The organism is Streptomyces blattellae (assembly GCF_009709555.1).
Classification (GTDB): domain Bacteria; phylum Actinomycetota; class Actinomycetes; order Streptomycetales; family Streptomycetaceae; genus Streptomyces; species Streptomyces blattellae.
Genome location: NZ_WJBG01000162.1, coordinates 1 through 23,872, shown reverse-complemented (window position 1 = coordinate 23,872; position 23,872 = coordinate 1). Strand labels below are relative to the sequence as shown.

At 68.6% G+C, this 23,872-nt stretch carries 23 protein-coding genes; 2 read left to right on the top strand and 21 right to left on the bottom strand.

The window, feature by feature from the left end; translation table 11 throughout:
- Positions 1 to 52: 52 nt before the first annotated feature.
- From GFH49_RS40240 to GFH49_RS20485, 12 genes are all read right to left on the bottom strand, one after another.
- A complete protein-coding gene (locus GFH49_RS40240; protein WP_230396395.1) occupies positions 53 to 682 on the bottom strand; it encodes an AfsR/SARP family transcriptional regulator in 630 nt (209 codons plus the stop codon).
- Between the two features lie 229 nt (positions 683 to 911).
- Positions 912 to 3,767, bottom strand: coding sequence for a DEAD/DEAH box helicase (locus tag GFH49_RS20535; protein WP_155057552.1), 2,856 nt, complete (start codon positions 3,765 to 3,767; stop codon positions 912 to 914).
- A 144-nt stretch (positions 3,768 to 3,911) separates the two neighbouring features.
- Positions 3,912 to 4,862, bottom strand: coding sequence for a twin-arginine translocase subunit TatC (tatC, locus tag GFH49_RS20530; RefSeq protein WP_196218064.1), 951 nt, complete (start codon positions 4,860 to 4,862; stop codon positions 3,912 to 3,914).
- 47 nt (positions 4,863 to 4,909) lie between these two features.
- Positions 4,910 to 5,200: a Sec-independent protein translocase subunit TatA gene (gene tatA / locus GFH49_RS20525; protein WP_155057551.1), complete on the bottom strand. Its 291-nt coding sequence runs from the start codon at positions 5,198 to 5,200 to the stop codon at positions 4,910 to 4,912.
- Positions 5,201 to 5,462: 262 nt separating this feature from the next.
- Positions 5,463 to 5,657 carry a hypothetical protein gene (locus tag GFH49_RS20520; RefSeq protein ID WP_155057550.1) on the bottom strand — a complete coding sequence of 65 codons (195 nt, stop codon included), beginning with the start codon at positions 5,655 to 5,657 and terminating at the stop codon, positions 5,463 to 5,465.
- A gap of 35 nt (positions 5,658 to 5,692) precedes the next feature.
- Positions 5,693 to 5,983 carry a CpXC domain-containing protein gene (locus tag GFH49_RS20515; protein ID WP_155057549.1) on the bottom strand — a complete coding sequence of 97 codons (291 nt, stop codon included), beginning with the start codon at positions 5,981 to 5,983 and terminating at the stop codon, positions 5,693 to 5,695.
- A 50-nt stretch (positions 5,984 to 6,033) separates the two neighbouring features.
- On the bottom strand, positions 6,034 to 7,086 hold the full coding sequence (locus GFH49_RS20510; RefSeq protein ID WP_155057548.1) for a helix-turn-helix transcriptional regulator: 1,053 nt from the start codon (positions 7,084 to 7,086) through the stop codon (positions 6,034 to 6,036).
- Between the two features lie 19 nt (positions 7,087 to 7,105).
- The gene (locus GFH49_RS20505; RefSeq protein ID WP_155057547.1) at positions 7,106 to 8,059 is read right to left on the bottom strand and encodes a helix-turn-helix transcriptional regulator; all 954 of its coding nucleotides are present in this window, start codon (positions 8,057 to 8,059) and stop codon (positions 7,106 to 7,108) included.
- 128 nt (positions 8,060 to 8,187) lie between these two features.
- Entirely contained in the window at positions 8,188 to 8,559 is a 372-nt protein-coding gene (locus GFH49_RS20500) for an FKBP-type peptidyl-prolyl cis-trans isomerase (RefSeq protein ID WP_030053355.1), read from the bottom strand.
- Positions 8,560 to 8,674: 115 nt separating this feature from the next.
- Positions 8,675 to 9,676, bottom strand: a complete 1,002-nt coding sequence (locus GFH49_RS20495) for an FKBP-type peptidyl-prolyl cis-trans isomerase (protein WP_155057546.1) — start codon at positions 9,674 to 9,676, stop codon at positions 8,675 to 8,677.
- A 129-nt stretch (positions 9,677 to 9,805) separates the two neighbouring features.
- Complete coding sequence (gene pafA, locus GFH49_RS20490) at positions 9,806 to 11,167, bottom strand: Pup--protein ligase (protein WP_028801611.1); 1,362 nt, start codon at positions 11,165 to 11,167, stop codon at positions 9,806 to 9,808.
- Between the two features lie 9 nt (positions 11,168 to 11,176).
- A complete protein-coding gene (locus GFH49_RS20485) occupies positions 11,177 to 12,430 on the bottom strand; it encodes an MFS transporter (protein WP_155057545.1) in 1,254 nt (417 codons plus the stop codon).
- 115 nt (positions 12,431 to 12,545) lie between these two features.
- Between GFH49_RS20485 and GFH49_RS20480 the strand changes: the two genes are divergently transcribed.
- The gene (locus tag GFH49_RS20480; RefSeq protein WP_155057544.1) at positions 12,546 to 13,613 is read left to right on the top strand and encodes a LacI family DNA-binding transcriptional regulator; all 1,068 of its coding nucleotides are present in this window, start codon (positions 12,546 to 12,548) and stop codon (positions 13,611 to 13,613) included.
- Positions 13,614 to 13,680: 67 nt separating this feature from the next.
- Here the strand turns inward: GFH49_RS20480 and prcA are convergent, their stop codons facing one another.
- The 6 genes from prcA to arc form a co-directional block, all read right to left on the bottom strand.
- Positions 13,681 to 14,451 carry a proteasome subunit alpha gene (prcA, locus tag GFH49_RS20475; protein WP_155057543.1) on the bottom strand — a complete coding sequence of 257 codons (771 nt, stop codon included), beginning with the start codon at positions 14,449 to 14,451 and terminating at the stop codon, positions 13,681 to 13,683.
- A gap of 58 nt (positions 14,452 to 14,509) precedes the next feature.
- On the bottom strand, positions 14,510 to 15,355 hold the full coding sequence (gene prcB, locus GFH49_RS20470) for a proteasome subunit beta (protein ID WP_155057542.1): 846 nt from the start codon (positions 15,353 to 15,355) through the stop codon (positions 14,510 to 14,512).
- Complete coding sequence (locus GFH49_RS20465) at positions 15,307 to 15,918, bottom strand: endonuclease VII domain-containing protein (RefSeq protein WP_155057541.1); 612 nt, start codon at positions 15,916 to 15,918, stop codon at positions 15,307 to 15,309. The genes prcB and GFH49_RS20465 overlap by 49 nt, the downstream gene beginning before the upstream one ends.
- A 43-nt stretch (positions 15,919 to 15,961) precedes the next feature.
- Entirely contained in the window at positions 15,962 to 16,180 is a 219-nt protein-coding gene (locus tag GFH49_RS20460; RefSeq protein WP_155057540.1) for a ubiquitin-like protein Pup, read from the bottom strand.
- Between the two features lie 155 nt (positions 16,181 to 16,335).
- Positions 16,336 to 17,847, bottom strand: a complete 1,512-nt coding sequence (gene dop, locus GFH49_RS20455) for a depupylase/deamidase Dop (protein WP_408055927.1) — start codon at positions 17,845 to 17,847, stop codon at positions 16,336 to 16,338.
- A gap of 234 nt (positions 17,848 to 18,081) precedes the next feature.
- Positions 18,082 to 19,848: a proteasome ATPase gene (gene arc, locus GFH49_RS20450; RefSeq protein ID WP_155057539.1), complete on the bottom strand. Its 1,767-nt coding sequence runs from the start codon at positions 19,846 to 19,848 to the stop codon at positions 18,082 to 18,084.
- 502 nt (positions 19,849 to 20,350) lie between these two features.
- Here arc and GFH49_RS20440 point away from each other — a divergent pair.
- Positions 20,351 to 20,656 (top strand): ferredoxin, encoded by a 306-nt coding sequence (locus GFH49_RS20440; RefSeq protein ID WP_155057538.1) that lies wholly within the window; start codon positions 20,351 to 20,353, stop codon positions 20,654 to 20,656.
- Positions 20,657 to 20,721: 65 nt separating this feature from the next.
- Here GFH49_RS20440 and GFH49_RS20435 read toward each other — a convergent pair whose 3' ends face one another.
- From GFH49_RS20435 to GFH49_RS20425, 3 genes are all read right to left on the bottom strand, one after another.
- Positions 20,722 to 21,297, bottom strand: a complete 576-nt coding sequence (locus tag GFH49_RS20435) for a hypothetical protein (RefSeq protein ID WP_155057537.1) — start codon at positions 21,295 to 21,297, stop codon at positions 20,722 to 20,724.
- 238 nt (positions 21,298 to 21,535) lie between these two features.
- Positions 21,536 to 22,438, bottom strand: coding sequence for a tRNA (adenine-N1)-methyltransferase (locus tag GFH49_RS20430; protein ID WP_155057536.1), 903 nt, complete (start codon positions 22,436 to 22,438; stop codon positions 21,536 to 21,538).
- 38 nt (positions 22,439 to 22,476) lie between these two features.
- A partial coding sequence (locus GFH49_RS20425; protein ID WP_328288286.1) for a site-2 protease family protein occupies positions 22,477 to 23,872 on the bottom strand: 1,396 nt, incomplete at its 5' end.

Sequence of the window (23,872 nt, the reverse complement as noted above, 5' to 3'; positions counted from 1 at the left end):
TTCACCCCCGCCCACCCCACCACCCGGCGAGTCTGCTGGACGCCTGCCGCCACTACACGCTGGCCCGCTTCCCGTACCCGTACGACGAACCCCGCCGCCGGGCCCAGCAGGCGGCCGTACCGGTATTCGACCGCTGGCGGGGCACCCGGTCCGGCATCGAGCGCGCCTGGAACTGCCGTACCCGGACGGCTCGTTGGCCTGCTGGGCGAGCGGGCTCGACCGGGACCGGCCCCTGCTGCTCGTCATGGGCGCCATCATCAGCGGCCCGTGCTCCACCCCCGACACGGCCGGGCCCCTGCCACAGCGCGAGCGCCTCGCCGAGCGTCCGCGAAACGGCCGCGAAGTCACCCCGGCGAGCGGCCCCCCGCCCGTCCCGGTGCAACTCCTCGAACCACCGCACATCGAACTCGCCGGCCCCCACCCGCAGCAGATACCCGGGAGCCCGCGTCACCAGCGGCGCGTCCCCGCCCTCCGCGATCGCCTCGCGCAGATGCGAGACATACACCTGCAGGGTGGTCGCCGCGGTGCGCGGCGGCCCCTGCGGCCACAACTCGTCGAACAACGCGGACGCCGACACCACACTCCCCGCCCTGAGCAACAGCACCGCGAGCACAGCCCGCTGCTTGGCCGCCGAGGGCGTACGGGGTTCGAACCGAACAGGACCGAGAACGCGGAAGCGCATGACGGCAGCAGCTCCTCTCCACTCCGGGAGCCCGGCTTCCCTCCGTGCTAGGGAGCGGGCCGGGAAACCCACGGGAGATCCACTGGAGCAACGCCAGAACCCGCCCCCACTGGGGCGCCCCATAGGGGTGGCCCCCAGGGGCGCGGGGAACTGCGCGACCAGCCCCCCACCGGCCCGCAGCCAGCGCCCCGCATCAACCCCTACGGCTCGCCGTCACCCGCCCCCCCCACTACCCGACCGACGAGTAAGCCACAACCCCCCGCAGCAACCCATCAACCGCCTTACGCGCACTCTTGGCCACCGTCGAGCCCTCCGCAGGAGACGACGCCGCCGAGATCTGCCCCAGCACGTCAATCACCTGCTTGCACCACCGCACGAAGTCACCCGCCGGCATCTCCGCCTCACGCAGCACCTCGTCGAGGCCCTTCCCGGACGCCCACATATACGCGGCCCAGGCGAAGCCGAGATCCGGCTCACGCTGGCCGACGCCCTCGGACTGGGTGATGCGGAACTCCTCCTCCAGTCCGTCCAGCCGCCCCCAGATCCGCACCATCTCACCGAGCGCGGCCTTCGCCTTCCCGGACGGCAGCTTGGGCGCCATCGCGTCGTCCCCGACCCGCGCCTCGTACACCAGCGCCGAGACACAAGCGGCGAGTTCGGCGGGACCGAGCCCCTCCCACACCCCGGCCCGCAGGCATTCGCTCGCGAGCAGATCCAGCTCGCCGTAGAGCCGGGCTAGCCGCTTGCCGTGCTCGGTGACCTCGTCGCCGCGCAGATAGTCCAGCTCGGTCAGCAGCGCGACGATCCGGTCAAACGTACGGGCGATCGTGTTGGTGCGGCCTTCGATGCGCCGCTCCAGCTGCGAGGTGTCCCGCATCAGCCGGTGATACCGCTCCGCCCAACGCGCGTGATCCTCACGGTCGTTGCACCCATGGCACGGATGTGCCCGGATCGCCGTCCGCAGCCGGGCGATCTCCCGGTCGTCGGCAGCCTGTGACCGCTTCTTGCGGTGCCGCTCCGGCGGAATGTGCCCGGCCTTGGTCCGCAGCGCGGAGGCGAGGTCGCGACGCGACTGCGGTGAGCGCGGATTGAAGGACTTCGGGATCCGCATCCGCTCCAACGCCTCGACGGGCACCGGGAAGTCCATCGAGGCCAGCCGCTTGACCTGCCGCTCGGCGGTCAGGACCAGCGGGCGGGGCCCGTCGTGGTGCTCGAAGCCACGGTGGCCGTTCGACCGCCCGGCGGACAGTCCCGGGTCCAGCACCAGCGCGAGCCCCGCGTACTTGCCGGTCGGCACATGGATGACGTCACCCGGCTTGAGTCTCTCCAGCGCGACGGCGGCCTCGGCCCGCCGCTGCGCCGCGCCCTGCCTGGCCAGTTCGGTCTCCCGGTCCTTCAGCTCACGCCGCAGCCGCGCATACTCCTCGAAGTCCCCGAGGTGGCAGGTCATGGACTCCTTGTAGCCTTCGAGCCCCTCCTCGTTGCGCTGCACCTGCCGCGAGATCCCGACGACCGACTTGTCGGCCTGGAACTGCGCGAAGGACGTCTCCAGCAGCTCCCGCGAGCGGTGCCGCCCGAACTGCTCGACGAGGTTGACCGCCATGTTGTACGACGGCTTGAAGCTGGACCGCAGCGGATACGTGCGCGTGCCGGCCAGCCCCGCCAGGTGCTCCGGGCTCATGCCGCGCTGCCACAGCACCACGGCATGTCCTTCGACATCGATGCCGCGGCGCCCGGCACGACCGGTCAGCTGGGTGTACTCACCGGGGGTGATGTCGGCGTGCTGCTCGCCGTTCCACTTGACGAGCTTCTCCAGCACCACGGAGCGGGCGGGCATGTTGATGCCCAGCGCCAGCGTCTCGGTGGCGAACACGGCCTTGACGAGCCCGCGCACGAACAGCTCCTCGACGACCTCCTTGAACGTCGGCAGCATGCCCGCGTGATGGGCGGCGATCCCCCGCTCCAGCCCCTCAAGCCACTCGTAGTACCCGAGCACGTGCAGGTCTTCGGACGGGATGGAGGCGGTGCGTTCCTCGACCAGGGCCCGCACCTGTTCCCGCGCCTCGTCGTCGTTGAGCCGCAGCCCGGCGTACAGGCACTGCTGAACGGCCGATTCACAGGCGGCGCGGCTGAAGATGAAGGTGATCGCGGGCAGCAGCCCCTCGGCGTCGAGCCGCTCGATGACCTCGGGCCGCCCGGGCGTCCACACCCGGGAGCGGGATCTGCGCTCGCGCTCCCGATCGGCCTCCCGCATGGCCCGCCCGCGTCTGCGGTCCTGGTACGACGGCCGGGTCGCCTCCATGCGGGCGAGTCGGGTGAGGTCAGGGTTGACGGCTTTCTTGTGGCCCTCGCCCTCTTCGAACAGGTCGTACATCCGGCGTCCGGCGAGCACATGCTGGAACAGCGGCACGGGCCGGTGCTCGGAGACGATCACCTCGGTGTCACCACGGACGGTGTCGAGCCAGTCACCGAACTCCTCGGCGTTGGACACGGTCGCCGACAGCGACACGAGCGTCACCGACTCGGGGAGATGGATGATCACCTCTTCCCACACGGCACCCCGGAACCGGTCGGAGAGGTAATGCACCTCGTCCATGACCACATAGCCCAGCCCGAGGAGCGTCTGCGACCCGGCGTACAGCATGTTCCGCAGCACCTCGGTGGTCATCACGACCACGGGGGCGTCGGAGTTGACGCTGTTGTCGCCGGTGAGGAGACCGACCATGCCCGTGCCGTAACGGCGGCACAGGTCGGCGTACTTCTGGTTCGACAGCGCCTTGATGGGGGTCGTGTAGAAGCACTTCCTGCCCTGCATCAGAGCGAGGTGGACGGCGAACTCGCCCACGATCGTCTTGCCGGAGCCGGTGGGCGCGGCCACCAGCACGCCCTTCCCCGCTTCGAGCGCCTGGCAGGCCTCGATCTGGAAGGGGTCGAGGCCGAAGTCGTACATCTCGCGGAAGGAGGCGAGCGCGGTGGCCTGCTCGACAGCGCGCTTACGTGCTGCCGCATACCGCTCGGCCGGTGAGAGGTCCTCTGTCATCGTGCTTTCGAGCGTACCGGGCCCCACTGACAACAGGACGATCATTATGCCGGTCCACCGGGGCGCGGCATGGACATGCCCACATCCGCACCCGGTGTCCTCTACGCGACAAGCGGGGGGCGGCCTCACCGGCCGCACCCCGCTTCGGTCTTCTCGCGCCCACCGCCCCGGCGGCGGGCCCGGCACCCGCTAGGTCACATCGTCGTAGCCGTTGACCCGGTCGGTGCCCGACTGCTCCGGCAGCGCCCGCGTGGCGGAGACCGCCTCGACCTCGCCGATGTCCTCGGGCGTGAGGTCGAGGTCGGAGGCCTCGTCGTCGGCGGGGCCCATGGCCTCACGACGGCTCCTGCGCCGGTCGTTGATCAGCGAGAAGGCGGTCGCGCCGAAGTACATGACCCAGATCGGCCCGGCGAGCGCCAGCATCGTCAGCGGGTCGGTGCTGGGCGTGGTGATGGCGGCGAACAGGGTGATACCCATGATCATCGCGCGCCACCAGCTGAGCATCCGCTTGCCCGTGATCACCCCGGTGATGTTGAGGAAGATCAGCAGCAGCGGCAGCTCGAAGGAGAGGCCGAAGACGAGCACCATCCGCAGGACGAGGTCGAGCAGATCGTCCAGCGGCAGAAGGTTGGACGTGCCGTCCGGTGTGAAGTCGAGCAGCACGCTGGCCGTGGTGGGCAGCACCGAGTAGGCGAAGTAGGCGCCGCCGAGGAAGAGCGGGGCACCCGTGCCGACGAACGCGTAGGCGTACTTCTTCTCGTGCCGGTGCAGGCCGGGCGCGACGAACGCCCAGAGCTGGTAGAGCCAGACCGGCGAGGCGAGAACGACACCGGCCATGAGCGACACCTGCAGCGCCAGCGTGAAGGGGGTGAGCAGACCGTTGATCGTGATCTCGGCGCACGGCTCGGAGGACTCCGTCGCATTCGCCAGTTGCTCGAACGTCTGATCACAGCCGACCGAGTCGAGGATCGGCTTGGTGAGCAAGTTGATGATGTCGTTGTAGAAGAAGGCAGCGACGACCGTGACGGCGACGATGGCCAGCAGCGCCTTCGCGAGCCGGTTGCGGAGCTCCCGAAGGTGCTCCGCGAGGGGCATCCGCCCCTCGGGATCCTTCTCCTGCTTGCGGGCAGACTTCAGCAACCCACATTCCCATCTCGTGCAGCGGGCCGGTGGTCACCGGCCCTGCGTCAGCGCTTGGTCGTGTCCGTCGGCTCGGTGACCGGGCGCGAGCTGGTCACATCGCCGGGGGCGGCCTGGATGGTGCGCTGAGCCGGGGGCTGCTGGTCGGTGTGCGGCGGGGCCGCCGGGGCGGAGGCGTTGTCCTGGCCCTCGGACTTCATCGCCTTGGCTTCGCTCTTGAGGATGCGCGCGGACTTGCCGAGCGAGCGGGCCATGTCCGGAAGCTTCTTCGCGCCGAACAGCAGGATGATGACGACGAGGATGAGAATGATCTCGGGGGCTCCGAGCCTTCCGAACATAAGTCTTTACCTTCTCACCGAGGCGGCTGGGGTGGGGTGCTGTCCGATCGGTCGAACACTCATCCGATCGATCGTGCTTGACAGCGATCGTAACGCTCAGGGGTAAACGTGTGGCAATCCCTGTGCGTACTCCCGGTTGGCGACCCGAGCCTCGTTTTCCGGGCCGCGACCAGCAGAGTACCTGGCGGAACCACCAAGGTGACAGGGCGAAGCGGCGCAAAGCACATCAGGCGCAGGACTCACAGGACGTCATCAGCCGGACTCACAACGAGTCCACAGCACGCGCCGCGCTCAAAGACGCCCGCTCCAGCTCCTCCGCGGCCCGGTTGATACGGGCCGCCGAGTCCGAAACCTGCCTGCCCAGGCGCTGTGCCTCGACAAAGACCCGTACCGCGAGCACACCGAGGACGGCGAGACCCGAAAAACCCGCAGCAACCGCGAACATCGGCCAGAACATGACGCCGAGCCTAGACCTCCCGGGGACCGAACCGCCTACAGGGTGGGGTGCAGCCGCAGCGTGCTGACCCCGCCACCGGTGAGCAGCTCGACGATGCGCTCCCCCGCCGGCTTGCGGACCGAGGCGCCGCAGTCGGGGCAGGTGAAGGAGTAGAAGGTGGTGCGGCTGGTGGCGCCGATGGCCAGGCGCAGGGCGCTCGCGGTGAGCTCGAAGCTGCCCCGGCAGTCCGGGCAGCCCGCCTTGAACACCACCGGAGTGACGCTTCTCATGCCGGCGAACGCCGACGCCACCGACATTCCCTGCACCCCGGACGCCGACTCGCTCAAAGCCCCTGCTCCTCTTCTCCTGGTGGATCGCCTCCGGCACGCCCTGCGGCTCACTCCGGTCTGTCGTACTGCCCGTCGTCCCGCATGCCACGTACCCCGTACGCCCCCGGACCCTGCGCCTCGATCCCGTCGTACGCCGCCAGCGCCTCACGGGCCGCCTGCCGGGCGCTGTCGGCCAGCTCGCGCGGTGACACGATCCGGCCGTCCCGCCCGAGCCGGAGCGCCAGCCGGCGCAGCGACGCCGGGTCGGGGGTGCGCAGAGTGATACGCAGCCCGCCGTCGGGAAGCTCATCCGCGCTGTCGTGCGGGTAGTACTCGGCGACCCAGCGCCCGCCCGGGCCGACCTCGACGACGACCTCCGGATCCTCGGCGGCGGGCTGCACCAGCCCCTCCGACAGGTCCCGCAACTCGACCTCGGGGGGCGCGGACGGCTCGTCCAGGATCCTGATCTCGGCGACCCGGTCGAGACGGAAGGTGCGCCGCGCCTCCGAGCGGCGGCACCAGGCCTCCACATAGGTATGGCCGACGCTGACGAGGCGGACCGGGTCGATCTCGCGCTCGGTGACCTCGTCCCGGGCCGGCGAGTAGTAGCGGATCCACAGCCGGCGACGCTCGGAGATCGCCCGGTCGACATCCGCGAAGACGCCGCCCTCCGACTCGAAGGTCACCGACAGCCGGGCGCTGGCGCCGGCCGCCTCACCGGCCGCTGCCTCGACCTTGGCGGTGGCCCGCAGCAGCGCCTGCCGGTCGCCCTCCCGCAGGCCGGGCAGCGTGGCGACGGCGCGGGCCGCCACCAGCAGCGCGGTCGCCTCGTCGGCGGCGAGCCTGAGCGGTTCCGCCGTCTCCGCCCCGAGGGCGGCCGGGTTGTGCCACCAGATCCGCTCGCCGTCGGTGTCGATGTCGAGCAGATCGCCACCGCGGAAGCTGGTGCCGCACATGGGCAGCACATCGAGGTCGGAGACGAGCTCGTCCACGGTGATCCCGAAAGCGCGGGCGACGTCAGCGAGCCGGGCACCCGGGCGCTCCCGCAGATACGTCACCAGGGAGAGCATCCGCCGGGTCTGGTCGATGGCGTTCACAGGCCTGATCGGTTTGCCGGCCACTGTCTTTCTCCGCTCCCCCTCAGCCCTTGGCCACGGCACGCAGCCGGTCCACCACGTCAGCGCGCAGCTCGGCCGGTCCCAGGACCACCACGTCCGGCCCGAACTCCACCAGCCAGGCGTCCAGGCCGTGCCCGTACGGGATCTCCAACTCGTCCCAGCCGTCGCCCAGTTCCCGCACCGACGTGGCCTTCGCCCGCAGCGGGTAGCCCGCCTCCGTACGCAGCCGGATCAGCGCACTGCGGTCGGCGGTCTCCCCCGCCCAGCTCGCGACGGTCTCCCGGACGGTGACGACATCGGGGACCTCGGCGGTGAACCGGCCGCTGCGGGCGCGCACCCGGCCGGTGATCCGGGACAGCCGGAACACCCGCTCGGCACCGCGGTCACGGTCCCAGCCCGCCAGATACCAGTGGCCGCGCCAGCACTCCAGCGCCCACGGCTCCACATGCCGTGGCTCGGGATGGGCGGCGGTGGCCTTGCGGTAGTCGAAAACGACCGGGCGGCGGTCACGGCAGGCCAGCATCAACGGCTCGAACGCCGCCTCGTGCACCGGAATCCGCGGCTCCAGCGCGCCGTGCGCCTCGTACGGGTCGACATCCTCGGGCAGCCCGGCCGCGCGCAGCTTCTGCAACGCACCGCTGGCCGCGCCCGCGAGCCGGGCCTGCTGCCACACCTTGGCGGCCAGCCCCAGCGCGGCGGCCTCTTCGGCGTCCAGGGTGATGGGCGGCAGCCGGTTGCTGTCGCGGCGGGCCAGGTAGCCGACCTCGCCGTCGAGATTCTCCACCGTCTCGATGACCAGGCCGAGTTCGCGCAGATCGTCCTTGTCCCGCTCGAACATCCGGTTGAAGGCGTCGTCCGACCCGGCTTCGAGATAGGCCTCGATGGACTCACGCAGCTCGCGCTTGCGGAGCGGCCGCCGCGTGCCCAGCAGACACAGCGCCAGGTTCATCAGCCGCTCGGCCTTGGCAATGGCCATCGACGCCCTTCGCCTCCCTATGGTGCTTACGAACGACGACCGTACCGCCCAGCGGTGGCGCGGCAAAAGCCGAGGGCCCATGCCCGCACAGGCATGGGCCCAGGTGATCGGGTGTGGTCGTACGCCGATCAGACCCCGAGCAGGTCGACCACGAAGATCAGCGTCTCCCCGGGCTTGATCGCCGGGGTCGGGCTCTGGTTGCCGTAGGCGAGGTGAGCCGGGATGGTCAGCTGGCGCCGGCCGCCGACCTTCATACCCTGCACGCCCTGATCCCAGCCCTTGATGACCCGGCCCCCACCCAGCGGGAAACGGAAGGGCGTACCACGGTTCCAGCTGGCGTCGAACTCCTCGCCGGTGCTGAAGGCGACGCCCACGTAGTGCACGGTGACGGTCTGGCCCGCCTGCGCCACGGCGCCGTCGCCCTCCCAGATGTCCTTGATCTCCAGGTCCGCCGGGGGCTCGCCGCCCGGGAAGTCGATCTCGGGCTTGTCGATGCTCACGTCTCGCTCCTGCGTGTTCTACGGAAATGGCAACGCCGCCAGTCTTTCATCCCGGCGGCCTCGGGGCAGGCGCGGGCGCGGGGCCCGCCGTGCCCGGAATCCCCAGGCCGCCGCTTTACATCTTCGCCAGGATGTCCACGGTGAAGACCAGCGTGGCGCCCTTCCCGATGCCGCTGTCGGCCGGCGGGTTGTCGCCGTACCCCAGGTCCGGCGGAATGACGATCAGCACGCGGCTGCCGACCTTCTTGCCCGTCAGGCCCTGCGCCCAGCCCTTGACGACCTGCTCCAGCCCGAACGACGTGAGCGCGTTACGGCCGTACGACGAGTCGAACTCCTTGCCGTCCCACAGCACGCCCTTGTACTGCACGAGCACGCTCTCGTCGGCGCCGACCTCGGCACCGTCGCCCTCGATGATGTAGTTCGCCACCAGCTCCGTCGGCGGGTCGGACTTGGGCACCTCGATGGAGGGCGCCTTGCCGTCGGTGTTGGTACCCACCTTGGGCAGGTCGACGTCGTCCTGCGCGACCGTGCTGCCCTTGGCGGAGCTCTTCGAGTTGAACGTGGCCTGCACATCGACGACGAACACCAGCGTGTCGGTGCCCTTGATGCCCGCGTCCGCGTTGCCCTGCGTGCCATACCCCCACGTCGGCGGGATGGCCATCTGGACCCGGCTGCCGGCCTTTTTGCCCGTCAGCGCGTACAGCCAGCCGTCGATGATGCTGCCACGGGCGAGCTGGATGACCAGCGGGACCTTGCGGTCGTAGGAGTTGTCGAAGACCTTCGCCGTGTCCCAGACCTGGCCCAGGTAGTGGGCCTGCACGTAGTCGTTCTCCGCGACGGTGCTGCCGCTGCCCGCGATGACCGTCTTCACCGCCAGGTCCTTCGACGGGTCGCCGCTGCCTTTGGCGATGGTCGGCTTCTCGTCGAACTTCACGCCCGCGGTGATCGCCGGAAGCGGACCGTCGACGATCTTCGGCGGCGGCGCCGAGGACGCGGCCGAGGCCGACGGCGACGCGCTGTCGGAGCCCTGAGCCGAGTCGGACCCGCCGTCGTCGCCACATCCGGCGAGCGTGACCAGTCCAGCGGGAACAGCGATGAACAGTGAGCGTCGGCGCACAGTGGGGGCCTCGTAATCGGTCGATCTTCTTGATGGAGTGCGCGCAACTCTACGGCGTGAGAAGGGCGCCGTACGGCAAACGTACGGCGCCCGTGTTGCGTTCCGGCGATCCGGCCGGCAACGCGATGCTCACATTCCGGCGATGAGCTTCTCCACCCGGTCGTCCACGGAACGGAACGGGTCCTTGCACAACACCGTGCGCTGTGCCTGGTCATTGAGCTTCAGGTGCACCCAGTCGACCGTGAAGTCACGGCGCTGTTCCTGAGCCCTGCGGATGAAGTCACCACGCAGCCGGGCCCGAGTGGTCTGCGGCGGAACCGACTTGCCCTCGAAGATCTTCAAGTCATTGCAGATCCGGGCGGCTTGACCCTTTTTCTCCAGCAGGTAGTAAAGACCCCGCCTGCGATGGATGTCGTGGTAGGCGAGGTCTATCTGCGCCACGCGCGGATGCGACATGGTCATGTTGTGCTTGGCCCGGTACCGCTCGATGAGCTTGTACTTCATCACCCAGTCGATCTCGGTGCCGATCCGGTCGAGGTCCTCGGCCTCGATCGCGTCCAGGGTGCGGCCCCACAGCTCCAGCACCTGCTCCACGGTGCCGGTACGGATACCGCGGCGCTCGCAGAAGTCGACGGCCTTCTCGTAGTACTCGCGCTGCACTTCCAGGGCCGAGGCCTCGCGGCCGCTGGCCAGACGCACCTTGCGCCGGCCCGTGATGTCATGGCTGACCTCGCGGATCGCCCGGATCGGGTTCTCCAGGGTCAGGTCCCGCATCACCGTGCCCGCCTCGATCATGCGCAGCACCAGATCGGTCGCGCCGACCTTCAGCAGCATGGTCGTCTCGGACATGTTCGAGTCGCCCACGATGACATGCAGGCGGCGATAGCGCTCGGCGTCCGCGTGCGGTTCGTCGCGCGTGTTGATGATGGGCCGGGAACGCGTCGTCGCCGAGGAGACGCCCTCCCAGATGTGCTCGGCCCGCTGGCTGACGCAATACACGGCGCCACGCGGGGTCTGCAACACCTTGCCCGCACCGCACAGCAACTGGCGGGTGACAAGGAACGGAATGAGAATGTCCGCGAGTCGGGAGAACTCCCCGTGCCGCGCCACCAGATAGTTCTCGTGGCAGCCGTAGGAGTTGCCCGCCGAGTCGGTGTTGTTCTTGAAGAGGTAGACGTCGCCCGCGATTCCTTCCTCGTGCAGGCGTCGTTCGGCGTCCACCAGGAGTCCTTCGAGAATGCGCTCGCCGGCCTTGTCGTGGGTGACCAGTTCGGTCACGTTGTCACATTCGGGTGTCGCGTATTCCGGATGTGAGCCCACGTCGAGATAGAGGCGGGCGCCGTTTCGCAGAAAGACATTGCTGCTGCGGCCCCATGACACGACACGGCGGAAGAGGTACCGCGCCACCTCGTCAGGCGACAGGCGGCGCTGTCCCCTGAACGTGCACGTGACGCCGTACTCGTTCTCCAGCCCGAAAATGCGGCGGTCCATGAGTGAACATTACGCCCGATCCCCTGAGCTGAAACGAGGTTCGACCACACGGTTTGGATCATTTTCCGATACGGCCGCCACCACGGCCCGCCCACCGGGGGCCGCCAGCGCCCCCACAGTGACCAGCACAACCAGCAACGACACCCCACCCGCGACACCCGGCACCGCGAAGCCCCACAGCGCCCCACCACCCTCGACGACCGGCCCCGTGAGGCCCGTTCCCACCGACGCCCCCACCGTGAACGTCGTCACAAGCCACGAGAACGCCTCCGTGACCGTCCCCCTCGGCGCATGCCGGTCCACCAGCACGAACGCACACGCGATACACGGCGCCAGGAACACCCCGGACAACACGCTGAGCAACGTCATGGCCACCGGGCCCGGCAGGAACATCAACGGCAGATAACACACCGCCAGAAGGGCCACCAGCCCACACAGCCGCCGCGCCGGCTCACCCGTCCACTGCCGCGCCCCGTACACGGTGCCACCGACCAGCGCGCCCAGCCCCAGCCCCGCCATCAGCCAGCCGTACACAGCGTCACCGCCGTTGTCGTCCGCGTACGACACCGCCGCCACCGTGATGGAACCCAGCGCGATACCGACGAACAGGAACGCACCCAGCAACGCCAGCAGTCCCGGCGAACGCAACGCACCCAGCCAGTGCGCCTCACGCGGCGCCGAACGCCACGCGCGCGAAGGCGGCGACACGACCACGGAAAGAGCGCCGAGGACCCCGACGACGTTCAGCACCAGCAGCGCGGCCTGCGCCGACCAGAGCGACACGCACACGGTCACCAGCAACGGCCCCACAGTGAACATGACTTCCTGAGCCACCGCGTCCATGGCATACGCCGTGTGCACCTGGCCCTCCTTACGGAGGACACTCGGCCACAACGCCCGCAGACCGCCCTCCAGCGGCGGCGTGAAGAGCCCGGCAGCCGCCACCGCCGCATAAGCCGACGGCAGCGGATCGGTGCCCGTGAACGCGAACACCGCCATCGCCAGCGCCGACAGCACCGCGGCCGGCAGCTGTATGCGCGGCTGCCCGTAGAGGTCCACCAGCCGCCCCAGCACCGGCTGCCCCACGGCGTTCGCGACCCCGTACACGGCCGCCAGCGCCCCCGCGAGACTGTACGTACCGCCCTCAGCCCGCACGAACAGCACGATCGCGATCGCGGAGGTCGCGTTCGGCAGCCGGCCCACCAGCGTGCCCACGAGCAGCCGGGTGGCGTGCCTCGCCCTGAGGATCTCCAGATATCCCACGGCCCCGTCCCCGCCCTTCCGCCCGCCGACCTCAACGAAGTTTTACGTATAACGCGCTCCGTTATACGTACCATGAACGCTGTCCACCAGTCCAGACGAAAGAGCAGGTCGCACGGTGGCACAAGGCAGCACCCGCCCCACCAGCCGTGACGTCGCCCAGGCCGCCGGAGTCTCCCAGGCCGCGGTCTCCCTCGTCCTCGGCGACAAATGGCGCGGCCGAGTCTCGGAAACCACCGCCGAGCGCGTACGACAAGCCGCACGCGACCTCGACTACCGCCCCAACCTCGCCGCCCGCAACCTCCGCCTCGGCCACACCCGCACCGTCCTGCTCGTGGTCCCCGCACTGACCACCGAATTCTTCGCCGGCGTCTACACCGGAGCAGCCCGCATCGCCGCCCAACACGGCTTCGGCGTCGTCCTCTACCCCTCCCCCGAAGGCATCGGCCCCGCCCGCCCCTCCCCCACCCTCGAAGGAAGGCCCTTGCGGGCCGCCCCCATCCCCGACCCCTTCGCCTCCGCCCAAGCCGCCCTCGACGGCGTCATCGCCTCCTCCATGGCCGCCGACGCCCTCACCGCCATCCGGGGCGACCGACTACCCCTCGTCATGCTCGACAGCGACCCCACAGGCAGCCTCGGCGCCGCCACCGTCAACCTCGACATCGCCGACGGCGTCCGCCAAGTCGCCGAACACCTCCTCGGCCTCGGCCACCGCCGCTTCCTCCACCTCGCGGCAGACATCCCCTCCTGGACCTTCGAGGTACGCGCACGCGAACTGCCGGCCAGGATCGGCGCCACCCCCGGCACATCCCTGCACGTCACCCACGCCCCCCTCTCCATCGACGACGCCCGCACCGCCACCGAGACCGCCCTCACCACCCCCGGCAGACCCAGGCCCACCGCCCTGGTCTGCGACGACGACAAACTCGCCGCCGGCGCCTACAAAGCCGTACGCCGCCTCGGCCTGCGCATCCCCGACGACATCTCCATCACCGGCCTCGACGACCTCGTCCTCGCCACCGCCATCGACCCCGAACTGACGACCGTACGCCTGGACGCCGAACTCTTCGGCGAACGCGGCATGCAAGCACTCCTGGCAGTCCTCGACGGCCGCACACCGGACCGAGGGGACATCCCCGTCCAACTCGTCGTACGAGGCTCCACAGCCCCGCCCAGCGCCCCCTGACACGCCTGTGCCCCGTCCGCACGAACGCGGCACGGGGCACACAAGGCGCAGCGGAACGACCGCCGCACTACTCCTCGTCGCCGGAACCCTCGGCATCCGCCTCGGCATCCGCCTCGGCCTCAGCCGCGGTCGCAGCCCCATCCGCCTCCAGCAGCCGGGCCAACTGCCGGCCCGTGATACGCCTGAACTTCCGCACCTGCGGCCGCGTACGGTCCAGCACCGCAACCTCCAGCCGCTCCGCCGGAATCTCCCGCTGCGTGCCGTTGGTGTCCCGCGACAACGCCTGCACAGCCAGCTTCAGCGCCTCCGCCAGACTCATACCGTCCTGATGACGCTGATCCAGATAACTGCTGATCTGCTCCGCATTACCGCCCACCGCGACCGAACCATGCTCGTCAACGATCGAACCGTCGTGCGGCAACCGGTAAATCTGATCACCCTCCGGCGTCTCACCCACCTCGGCCACAACCAACTCCACCTCATACGGCTTCTCAGCCGCACTGGAGAAGATCATGCCCAGCGTCTGCGCGTACACGTTCGCCAGACCACGAGCAGTCACGTCATCACGGTCATAGGTGTAACCACGAAGATCGGCATACCGGACACCAGCGATCCGCAAGTTCTCGTACTCGTTGTACTTACCGGCCGCCGCGAAACCGATCCGGTCATAGATCTCGCTGAACTTGTGCAGCGCACGGGACGGATTCTCCCCGATGAACACGATGCCATCGGCATACTGCAACACGACCAGGCTGCGACCACGCGCGATACCCTTCCGGGCGAACTCCGCACGATCGGTCATCGCCTGCTGAGGTGAGACATAAAACGGCGTCGACACCGGCTACCCATCCCTTTCTGTCGAAGTCACTGGATCACCCTGCAACAACAGCCGCCGCCTACAGCAGCGCAGCCCGCGGGCCGTCCGGCTGCTCCAGACGCCGCTCCAGAATCGAGCGGGCGATCTCGGAGGACTCCTCCTCCGTCAGCCGACGGAAACCGTCCTCGGTGATCACGGTGACGATCGGGTAGATCCGGCGCGCGACATCGGGACCACCGGTCGCCGAGTCGTCATCAGCCGCGTCATACAAAGCCTGCACGACCAGCGTCGTCGCATCGGCCTCGGTCAGATCATCCCGGAAGAGCTTCTTCATCGCACCGCGCGCAAAAATCGAACCCGAACCCGTCGCGGCGAACCCATGCTCCTCGGAACGGCCACCCGTGACGTCGTACGAGAAGATCCGCCCCCTCTCACGATCCACGTCATAGCCGGCGAAGAGCGGCACGACAGCCAGACCCTGCATCGCCATACCGAGATTCGACCGGATCATCGTCGACAGACGATTCGCCTTGCCCTCCAGGGAGAGCTGCGCGCCCTCGACCTTCTCGAAATGCTCCAGCTCCAACTGGAACAGCTTGACCATCTCGACGGCGAGGCCCGCCGTACCGGCGATACCGACCGCCGAGTACTCGTCGGCCGGGAACACCTTCTCGATGTCCCGCTGCGCGATCACGTTACCCATGGTGGCCCGACGGTCACCGGCGAGCACGACGCCCCCCGGGAACGTGACACCGACGATGGTCGTGCCGTGCGGCGCCTCGATCACCCCCTGAGTGGGAGGCAGCTGCCGGTTGCCGGGCAGGGTCTCCGGCTGATGCTCGGACAGAAAGTCCATGAAGGACGACGACCCAGGCGTCAGGAAGGCAGCTGGTAGACGCCCGGTGCTACGAGTGTTGGCTTCCACGAGGATCCTTCCAAGTAAGCGGCAGCCCGACGAACAGCGTCGGGATCGTCTCCCAACTTGCCGATGGCCGAATTGCAGTTGAAGCACAGTACGCCACGGACCCTACCCGTCTCGTGGCAGTGATCCACATGTACGGCCGGAGCTTTCAGGCAGATCACACAGAGCCCCATTTGAGAGGCGATCATCTCGTCACACTCAGTCACCGTAAGGCCGTACTGGCGCTTCAGGTGCCCCTGCCTTCCTCTGTCCGCCTTGCACGTTCTGCAACACGTCGCAAGGCCGTCCGAGGCGGTGGCGTTGCGATGCCACTCGCTGTGCGGCTTGATCTCTCCGCACGACCGGCAGAGCTTGTGACCGGCCGGAACATCCACCTTCTCGCGGACCGGCTTTCCGAGCGCTTCCCGGCGACGCCGGTAGTGCGCAGCGCTGTACCCCGCCACGCACCCCCGACAGTGCACCTGGAGGCCGTCTCTCCGATTCTTATCCCGCGCGAAGGCCGCAAGAGGCAGGTCTCGCTGGCATTTCCTGCATTGCTTCGCGTTCGGTTCGCCAGCCACACCCATCCCCCGCCACCTTCATTTCGAAGGCAAAAGTTCCTGACGGCCTTTACTGTCCACCTTTTTGCACGAAGCTTCGAACGAAGTCCTCGGCGTTCTCCTCGAGTACGTCATCGATTTCATCGAGGACCGAGTCCACGTCATCGCTCAGCTTCTCGTGCCGCTCCTTGAGGTCCTCCGAAGCCTGCGACTCTGCCGCCTGCTCCTCGACCTCCTCGGTGGAGCGCGTTGCCTTCTGCTGGCCGCCGCCGGTGTCCTTGGTCGCCATAACCCTCACCCCGCTCGGTTCGACGTTCTTGATCAGACCCTACAAGCAGGGTCCGACATCGGCCCCGCAGTTCCCTCAACGTCCGGGAACCACCTCGATGATTCCCGGACGCCGGGATTTCCACTCTGCCGGGCCGTTACTGCCCGGGTGCTCTCTCAGCCGCCGGAGAGGACCCTGACCAGGTCTTCTGCCGTGCGGCAACGGTCCAGGAGCTCCTTGACGTGATTACGCGTTCCGCGAAGCGGTTCCAGGGTTGGGACGCGTTGCAGCGAGTCCCGTCCGGGGAGGTCGAAGATCACGGAGTCCCAGGAGGCGGCGGCTACGTCGTCCGCGTACTGCTCCAGGCACCGTCCGCGGAAGTAGGCGCGTGTGTCCTCTGGCGGCTTTGTGCGGGCGTTCTCGACGTCCTGCTCGTCCAGGAGGCGCTTCATGCGGCCTCGGGCGACGAGGCGGTTGTAGAGGCCTTTTTCCTCTCGTACGTCGGCGTACTGGAGGTCGACCAGGTGGAGGCGTGCGGCGTCCCAGTCGAGGTCGTCGCGGCGCCGGTAGCCCTCCATGAGTTCTCGTTTGGCGATCCAGTCGAGTTCGCCGGCGAGGCTCATGGGGTCGTTTTCGAGGCGGTTGAGGGTGTCTTCCCAGCGGGCGAGGACGTCTTTGGTCTGGTCGTCGGCGTCGGCGCCGTAGCGCTCTTCCACGTATTTGCGGGAGAGCTCGTAGTACTCCATTTGGAGTTGGACGGCGGTGAGTGTGCGGCCGCTGCGGAGGGTGACCAGGCGCTTGAGTGTCGGGTCGTGGGAGACCTGGTGGAGGGTGCGGACCGGTTGGTCGACGGCGAGGTCGACGGCGATGAAGCCGTCTTCGATCATGGAGAGGACCAGGGAGGTGGTGCCGAGTTTCAGGTAGGTGGAGATCTCGGCGAGGTTCGCGTCGCCGATGATCACGTGGAGGCGGCGGTATTTTTCCGCGTCCGCGTGGGGTTCGTCGCGGGTGTTGATGATCGGGCGCTTCAGGGTGGTTTCCAGGCCTACCTCGACTTCGAAGTAGTCGGCGCGCTGGCTGAGCTGGAAGCCGTGTTCGTGTCCGTCCTGGCCGATGCCGACGCGGCCTGCTCCGGCGAAGACCTGGCGGGAGACGAAGAAGGGCGTGAGGTGGCGCACGATGTCCGAGAAGGGGGTTTCCCGCTTCATCAGGTAGTTCTCGTGGGTGCCGTAAGAGGCGCCTTTGTTGTCGGTGTTGTTTTTGTACAGGTGGATGGGCTGGGCGCCGGGGAGCTGGGCGGCTCGTTCGGCGGCTTCGGCCATGATGCGTTCGCCGGCTTTGTCCCAGAGGACGGCGTCCCGGGGGTTGGTGACCTCGGGGGCGCTGTATTCGGGGTGTGCGTGGTCGACGTAGAGGCGTGCGCCGTTGGTGAGGATGACGTTGGCGAGGCCGATGTCCTCGTCGGTGAGCTGGCTGGAGTCGGCGGCTTCGCGGGCGAGGTCGAAGCCTCGTGCGTCCCGTAGCGGGTTCTCCTCCTCGAAGTCCCAGCGGGCCCGGCGGGCCCGGTGCATCGCCGCCGCGTAGGCGTTGACGATTTGGGATGAGGTGAGCATGGCATTGGCGTTGGGGTGGCCGGGGACGGAGATCCCGTACTCCGTCTCGATGCCCATTACTCGCCGTACAGTCATGCGGCCCTCCTTGCCCGGCGGCGTCCTCGGTCGGGGACGCTGCTCAAGTACCGCTGGCGCTCCGGTGCGTGTGCGGTGCCCGTCCCCGCACTGCGCGACTCGGCGGTACCGAAGAGCCTAGAACGCCTCTGCGCTGGTGGGGAGATCATTTGCGTCATTGCCTTGCTCCAGCCGTGGCCTGAAAAGCAGTCGGCTGCGGGTACCCGGTGAGGGCACCCGCAGCCGCCCTGTCTTTTACAGGTACTGACCGGTGTTCGCCACCGTGTCGATGGAGCGTCCGGTGTCGGCGCCCTGCTTTCCGGTGATGAGGGTGCGAATGTAGACGATCCGTTCGCCCTTCTTTCCGGAGATTCGGGCCCAGTCGTCCGGGTTGGTGGTGTTGGGCAGGTCTTCGTTCTCCTTGAACTCGTCCACGCAGGCCTGGAGGAGGTGGGAGACGCGGAGGCCTTTTTGCTTGTGCTCCAGGAAGTCCTTGATCGCCATTTTCTTGGCGCGTCCGACGATGTTTTCGATCATGGCGCCGGAGTTGAAGTCCTTGAAGTAGAGGACTTCCTTGTCGCCGTTGGCGTAGGTGACCTCAAGGAAGCGGTTTTCCTCGGTTTCGGCGTACATCTGCTCGACCGCGGTCTGGATCATGCCCTGGACCGTGGCGCCCTTGTCGCCGCCGTGTTCGCCGATGTCCTCGGGGTGCAGCGGGAGCCGTTCCGTGAGGTACTTCTGGAAGATGTCCTTGGCGGCTTCGGCGTCCGGGCGCTCGATTTTGATCTTCACGTCGAGTCGGCCGGGGCGCAGGATGGCGGGGTCGATCATGTCCTCGCGGTTGGAGGCGCCGATCACGACCACGTTCTGCAGGCCTTCGACGCCGTCGATCTCGGCGAGGAGCTGGGGGACGATGGTGTTTTCCACGTCTGAGCTGACGCCGGAGCCGCGGGTGCGGAAGAGGGATTCCATCTCGTCGAAGAAGACGATGACGGGTGTGCCCTCGCTGGCCTTCTCCCTGGCGCGCTGGAAGACGAGGCGGATCTGTCGCTCGGTCTCGCCGACGTATTTGTTGAGGAGCTCGGGGCCCTTGATGTTGAGGAAGAAGCTCTTGCCGGTGGCTTGGCCGGTGACTTCGGCGACCTTTTTGGCCAGCGAGTTGGCGACGGCCTTGGCGATGAGGGTCTTGCCGCATCCGGGGGGGCCGTAGAGCAGGACGCCCTTGGGCGGCCGCAGTTCGTGCTCCTTGAACAGGTCGGGGTAGAGGTAGGGGAGCTCGACGGCGTCGCGGATCATTTCGATCTGGTTGCCCAGGCCGCCGATCTGCTCGTAGCCGATGTCGGGGACCTCTTCGAGGACGAGTTCCTCGACTTCGCTCTTGGGGACGACTTCGTAGACGTAGCCGGAGCGGGGTTCGAGCAGGAGGGCGTCGCCGGGGCGGATGGTGACGTCCAGCAGCGGCTCGGCGAGCCGTACCACCCGTTCCTCGTCGGTGTGCCCGAGCACCAGGGCGCGTTCGCCGTCCTCAAGGATCTCCTTGAGGGTGACGATGTCGCCGACGCGCTCGTACTCCATGGCTTCGACCACGTTGAGCGCTTCGTTGAGCATTACTTCCTGGCCGCGTCGGAGCTCTTCGAGTTCGACGCTCGGGCTGACGTTCACGCGGAGTTTGCGGCCGCCGGTGAAGATGTCGGCGGTGCCGTCCTCGTTCGCCGTGAGGAAGACTCCGAAGCCGGCCGGGGGCTGTGCGAGCCGGTCGACTTCTTCCTTGAGGGCCACGATCTGGTCGCGGGCCTCACGGAGCGTGTTGGCGAGTCGCTCGTTCTGTGCGGATACGCCGGCCAGGTTGGTCTGCAGCTCGACGATCCGCTCTTCGAGAATTCTCGTGTGTCGCGGAGAGTCGGCGAGCTTGCGTCGCAGGACGGCGATCTCCTGCTCAAGGTAGGCAATCTGCCCGGCCGGGTCGTCGGACCCTCGTCCCGGGCGGATGCCGCGGTTCATGTCGTCGTCGTGGGCTGCCACGGTCCTCACCTCCTCCAAGGGGAGCTGGACGCTTCCAGACCCTACCTGGGTGGGTATCGATTGAAACCCCTAGATCACAAAGACTGTCAAGGTGTGTCGTCGGTCACCCTGCGCACTCCCTCACGCCGTGTGGATACCCAGTCAACGTGATTCAGAAGCGGCGTGTTCCAAGTGTGGAGTGGTCAAAATCCTTCGCGCCGGGCGCGAGTTGCCGGTGTTGTCGGTCGTCGGAGGGCTTGTGGCGCTTGGGTGGTGGGGTGCTGCGGCGGTCTGGGCGGGGGCTGGGTGCGCGTCGGGGGCCGGCGTCGGGGGGTTGACTCAGCGTGTCGGTGGCGGGTGGTCGGGGTCACATGGGAGGCGGCTGGCGGAGATCGTGTTCGCCGTAAGAGATCGGGGTCCGCCGTGTCTGTCGAGGGGGCTGGAAGAGCCTCGATCGTGGCCGTCCTTTGGGCGGAGGTAGGGTCGAAGGGTCCAACACCGGGTGCGGGAGACGGCGGGAGAGATGAGCGTGCAGGAGGAGGCCGGGGGCGGCGGGGAGGCTCTGGAGGTCTGGATCGACCAGGATCTCTGTACCGGCGACGGCATCTGTGCCCAGTATGCGCCTGAGGTGTTCGAGTTGGACATCGACGGTCTGGCGTATGTGAAGAGCTCGGACGACGAGCTGCTGCTGGCCAAGGGCGCCACAACACCTGTACCGCTGCCGCTTCTCACGGATGTGGTGGACTCGGCGCGGGAGTGTCCGGGTGAGTGCATCCATGTGCGTCGGGTGGCGGACCGGGTGGAGGTCTTCGGCCCTGACGCGGAGTGATGGCACGGGTGTGCTACGTCACTGTCCGGCCCACCGTCGGTTGATGTTCCGTGGTTTGGTGGGCTTCAGGCGTTGCGCGCCGCGGAGGGCTCGGAGCGGACGAACGTGCCGTTCTGCCACTGCCATTTCGGGCTGTCCTTGATGTCGGGGCAGCAACGCGGCACGTCGGGCGACGAGTAGCCGAGCACGGTGCCGAGGACTTCTTCGTCCCGTATGGCGATGTCGCTGACGGTGGTGCGGTCCTTGGGGTCGACGAGCGTGGCCACGACGCGCGGCTTGCTGGTGTCGGCGGCGGTGAGGACGTACAGGCCGTCGGGCGGGGTGCCCATGGGGGCGTCGCAGTGGACGACGGCGACGGTTTCGGGCCTGCCGTCGCCGTCGAGGTCTCCGGAGGCCTTCTTCACCACGACTGCTTTCACGGGGCCGCATTCGATCGGGAAGTCGGCGTCGGCGGGGTCGGGCGCGGTGGCGGTGGCCTGGGCGGTCTTGGAGTCCGGGCCGGGGGCCTGGGCGGCGGTGGCCGCGTCGGGCTGGAAGATCGAGGAGAGGGCGACGACGCCGGCGAGGGCGGTCGCGGTGGCGAGCCAGTGGATCGGGCGGGTGTGCGTGTGCGCGAGTTCCGGAACGGCGGATTGCTGCACTAGGAGTGTCTCCTGCGAGGGCTGTGCCGGTGGGGGTGGGGGTGGCCAGCATCGTGCCACACGTCACAGTGCGGGGGAACGGCGGGGTGGGGGGATGTTGTGCCGTTGGCCGCCTGTTGCGTTCTTGGCCGCCCGCATTCTGTCCGGGTGTCAACGCAAAGGCGTGGTGGCCGAGTTCCGGGGCGTTCCCGGGAACTCGGCCACGAGGTTTGTACGTTGATTGCGGCACTGGGCCGCCTCAGCGTGCGGTGCCTCCGTCGGCGTTGGGGCCGGCGTAGTCCTCGCCGTAGGCGCCCTTGGCGGGGCGGCGGCGGCGCATGGGGGGTTCGACGCCGTCGGCGAGGCGGCGGGCGGTGAGGAGGAAGCCGGTGTGGCCGATCATGCGGTGGTCGGGGCGGACGGCGAGGCCCTCGATGTGCCAGTTGCGGATCATCGTCTCCCAGGATGTCGGCTCGTTGAAGCAGCCGATCTCGCGGATGGACTCGACGGTCCGGGCGAGCTGGGTGGTGGTGGCGACGTAGCAGCAGAGGATGCCGCCGGGGACGAGGGCCTTGGAGACGGCTTCCAGGCACTCCCAGGGGGCGAGCATGTCGAGGATGACGCGGTCGACCTCGGTGTCGCTGAGGTTGTCCTGGAGGTCGCCGACGGTGAGCTGCCAGGCGGGGTGCGGGCCGCCGAAGTAGCGTTCGACGTTCTGCCGGGCGATGCCGGCGAAGTCTTCGCGGCGCTCGTAGCTGTGCAGCATGCCCTGGTCGCCGATGGCGCGCAGCAGGAAACTGCTGAGGGAGCCGGAGCCGACGCCGGCTTCCACGACGCGCGCGCCGGGGAAGATGTCGGCGAAGGCGAGGATCTGCCCCGCGTCCTTGGGGTAGACCACGGCGGCGCCGCGGGGCATGGACAGGACGTAGTCGGGGAGCAGGGGGCGCAGCGCGAGGTAGGCGACGTTCCCGGTGGTGCGGACGACGCTGCCCTCGGGAGCACCGATCAGTTCGTCGTGCGGGAAGGAACCCTTGTGGGTGTGGAAGTTCTTCCCGGCTTCGAGCGTGAACGTGTAGTGACGGCCCTTGGGATCGGTCAGCTGTACCTGGTCCCCGACCTTGAAGGGCCCGCGCCTGCGGGCGGCACCGGTCGGTTCGGACATGTGACCAGCCTACCGGCGTTTGCCGGGGTCGCCGACCACTAGGAGGGGCGGGCCATGGCCTTCACGAAGGCGCGTTCCACGTCGGCGGCGGACAGGACGCCGTAGATCTCGCCGGTCTCCTCGACGACGAGGTATTCGGTGGCGGGGGTGGCGCGCAGGGCGTCCAGGAGGTCTTCGCCGGCCAGTTCGGCGGAGACGCGCATGCCGTCGGTGAGGTCTTGGGCGAGGCCGCTGACGGCGACCCAGGGGCGGCGGTGTTCGGGGACGCCGACGATGGCGGCCTCGCGGACGAGTGAGAGGGGCTGGCCGTCGGCGTCGACGACGACGAGAGCGCGGGCGCCGGCCTCGTTGGCGCGGCGCAGGGCCTCGGAGAGGGGGGTGTGCGTTTCGACGGGGACGGCGCGGCGGGTGAGGTTGCGGGCGCGCAGTTCGGGGAGGTGTTCGCGCAGGCGGGCCATGCGCAGGCTGTTGCCGGCGCCGGTCCAGATGATCGCGGCGAGGATCGCGGCGAGCAGGGCGTCCATGACGGTGTCCATGCCGACGTTGTCCACGGCGTCGCTGCCGAGTGCGCCGGACTGGGTGACCAGGGGCAGGCCGATGAGGACGGAGACGGCGAGGGCGCGGCCGATCCAGGCGGCGGCGATGGTGCCGCTCATGGGTTTGCCGGTGATCTTCCAGACGACGGCGCGGAGCATGCGGCCTCCGTCGAGGGGGAGGCCGGGGAGCAGGTTGAAGGCGGCGACGATCAGGTTGGAGATCATCAGGCCGGCCAGCAGGACGCCGGGGACGGTGTCGGGCTCCACGGGTTGCAGGGCGAGGAAGAAGAGGCCGGCGAGGACGAGGGAGAGCAGCGGGCCGACGAAGGCGAGGACGAATTCGCGGCCGGGTGTCTCGGCCTCCTTCTCGATCTCGGAGACGCCGCCGAAGAACTGGAGCTGGATGCGGCGGACCGGGAGCTTGAAGCGGAGGGCGGCGACGGTGTGGGCGAGTTCGTGGACGAGTACGGAGGCGTAGAAGGCGACCGCGAAGAAGAGGGACACGAGGTAGCGGGCGGCGCCGAGTTCGGGCAGCACGCGGTCGAGCTGCCCGCCGAACACCCAGGTGATCAGGGCGGCGACGAGGAACCAGCTCGGCGCGACATACACGGGCACCCCGAAGGGACGCCCCATCAGCAGCCCGCCTCTGGGGTCCCGGGGGCGCGGGGGCTGGGGGGCTTTGCCGCTACCGGAGTGCGCGAGAGACCGGTCGGCGTGGTCCTGGCCGGTGTCCGCCGGGGTGTGCGAGGAGTCGCTCACGGGACTTGCACCGGGGCGCTCGCCTGCGGGGGCGGTGGGCCGGTTCCCGGTCGGGCTGCCGCTGTCGGGAGCCGGGGGCGGGGTGCCCGGTTGGGCCTCGCCCCCGGATGCGCCGGGCACGACACCGGTCGGACCGCCG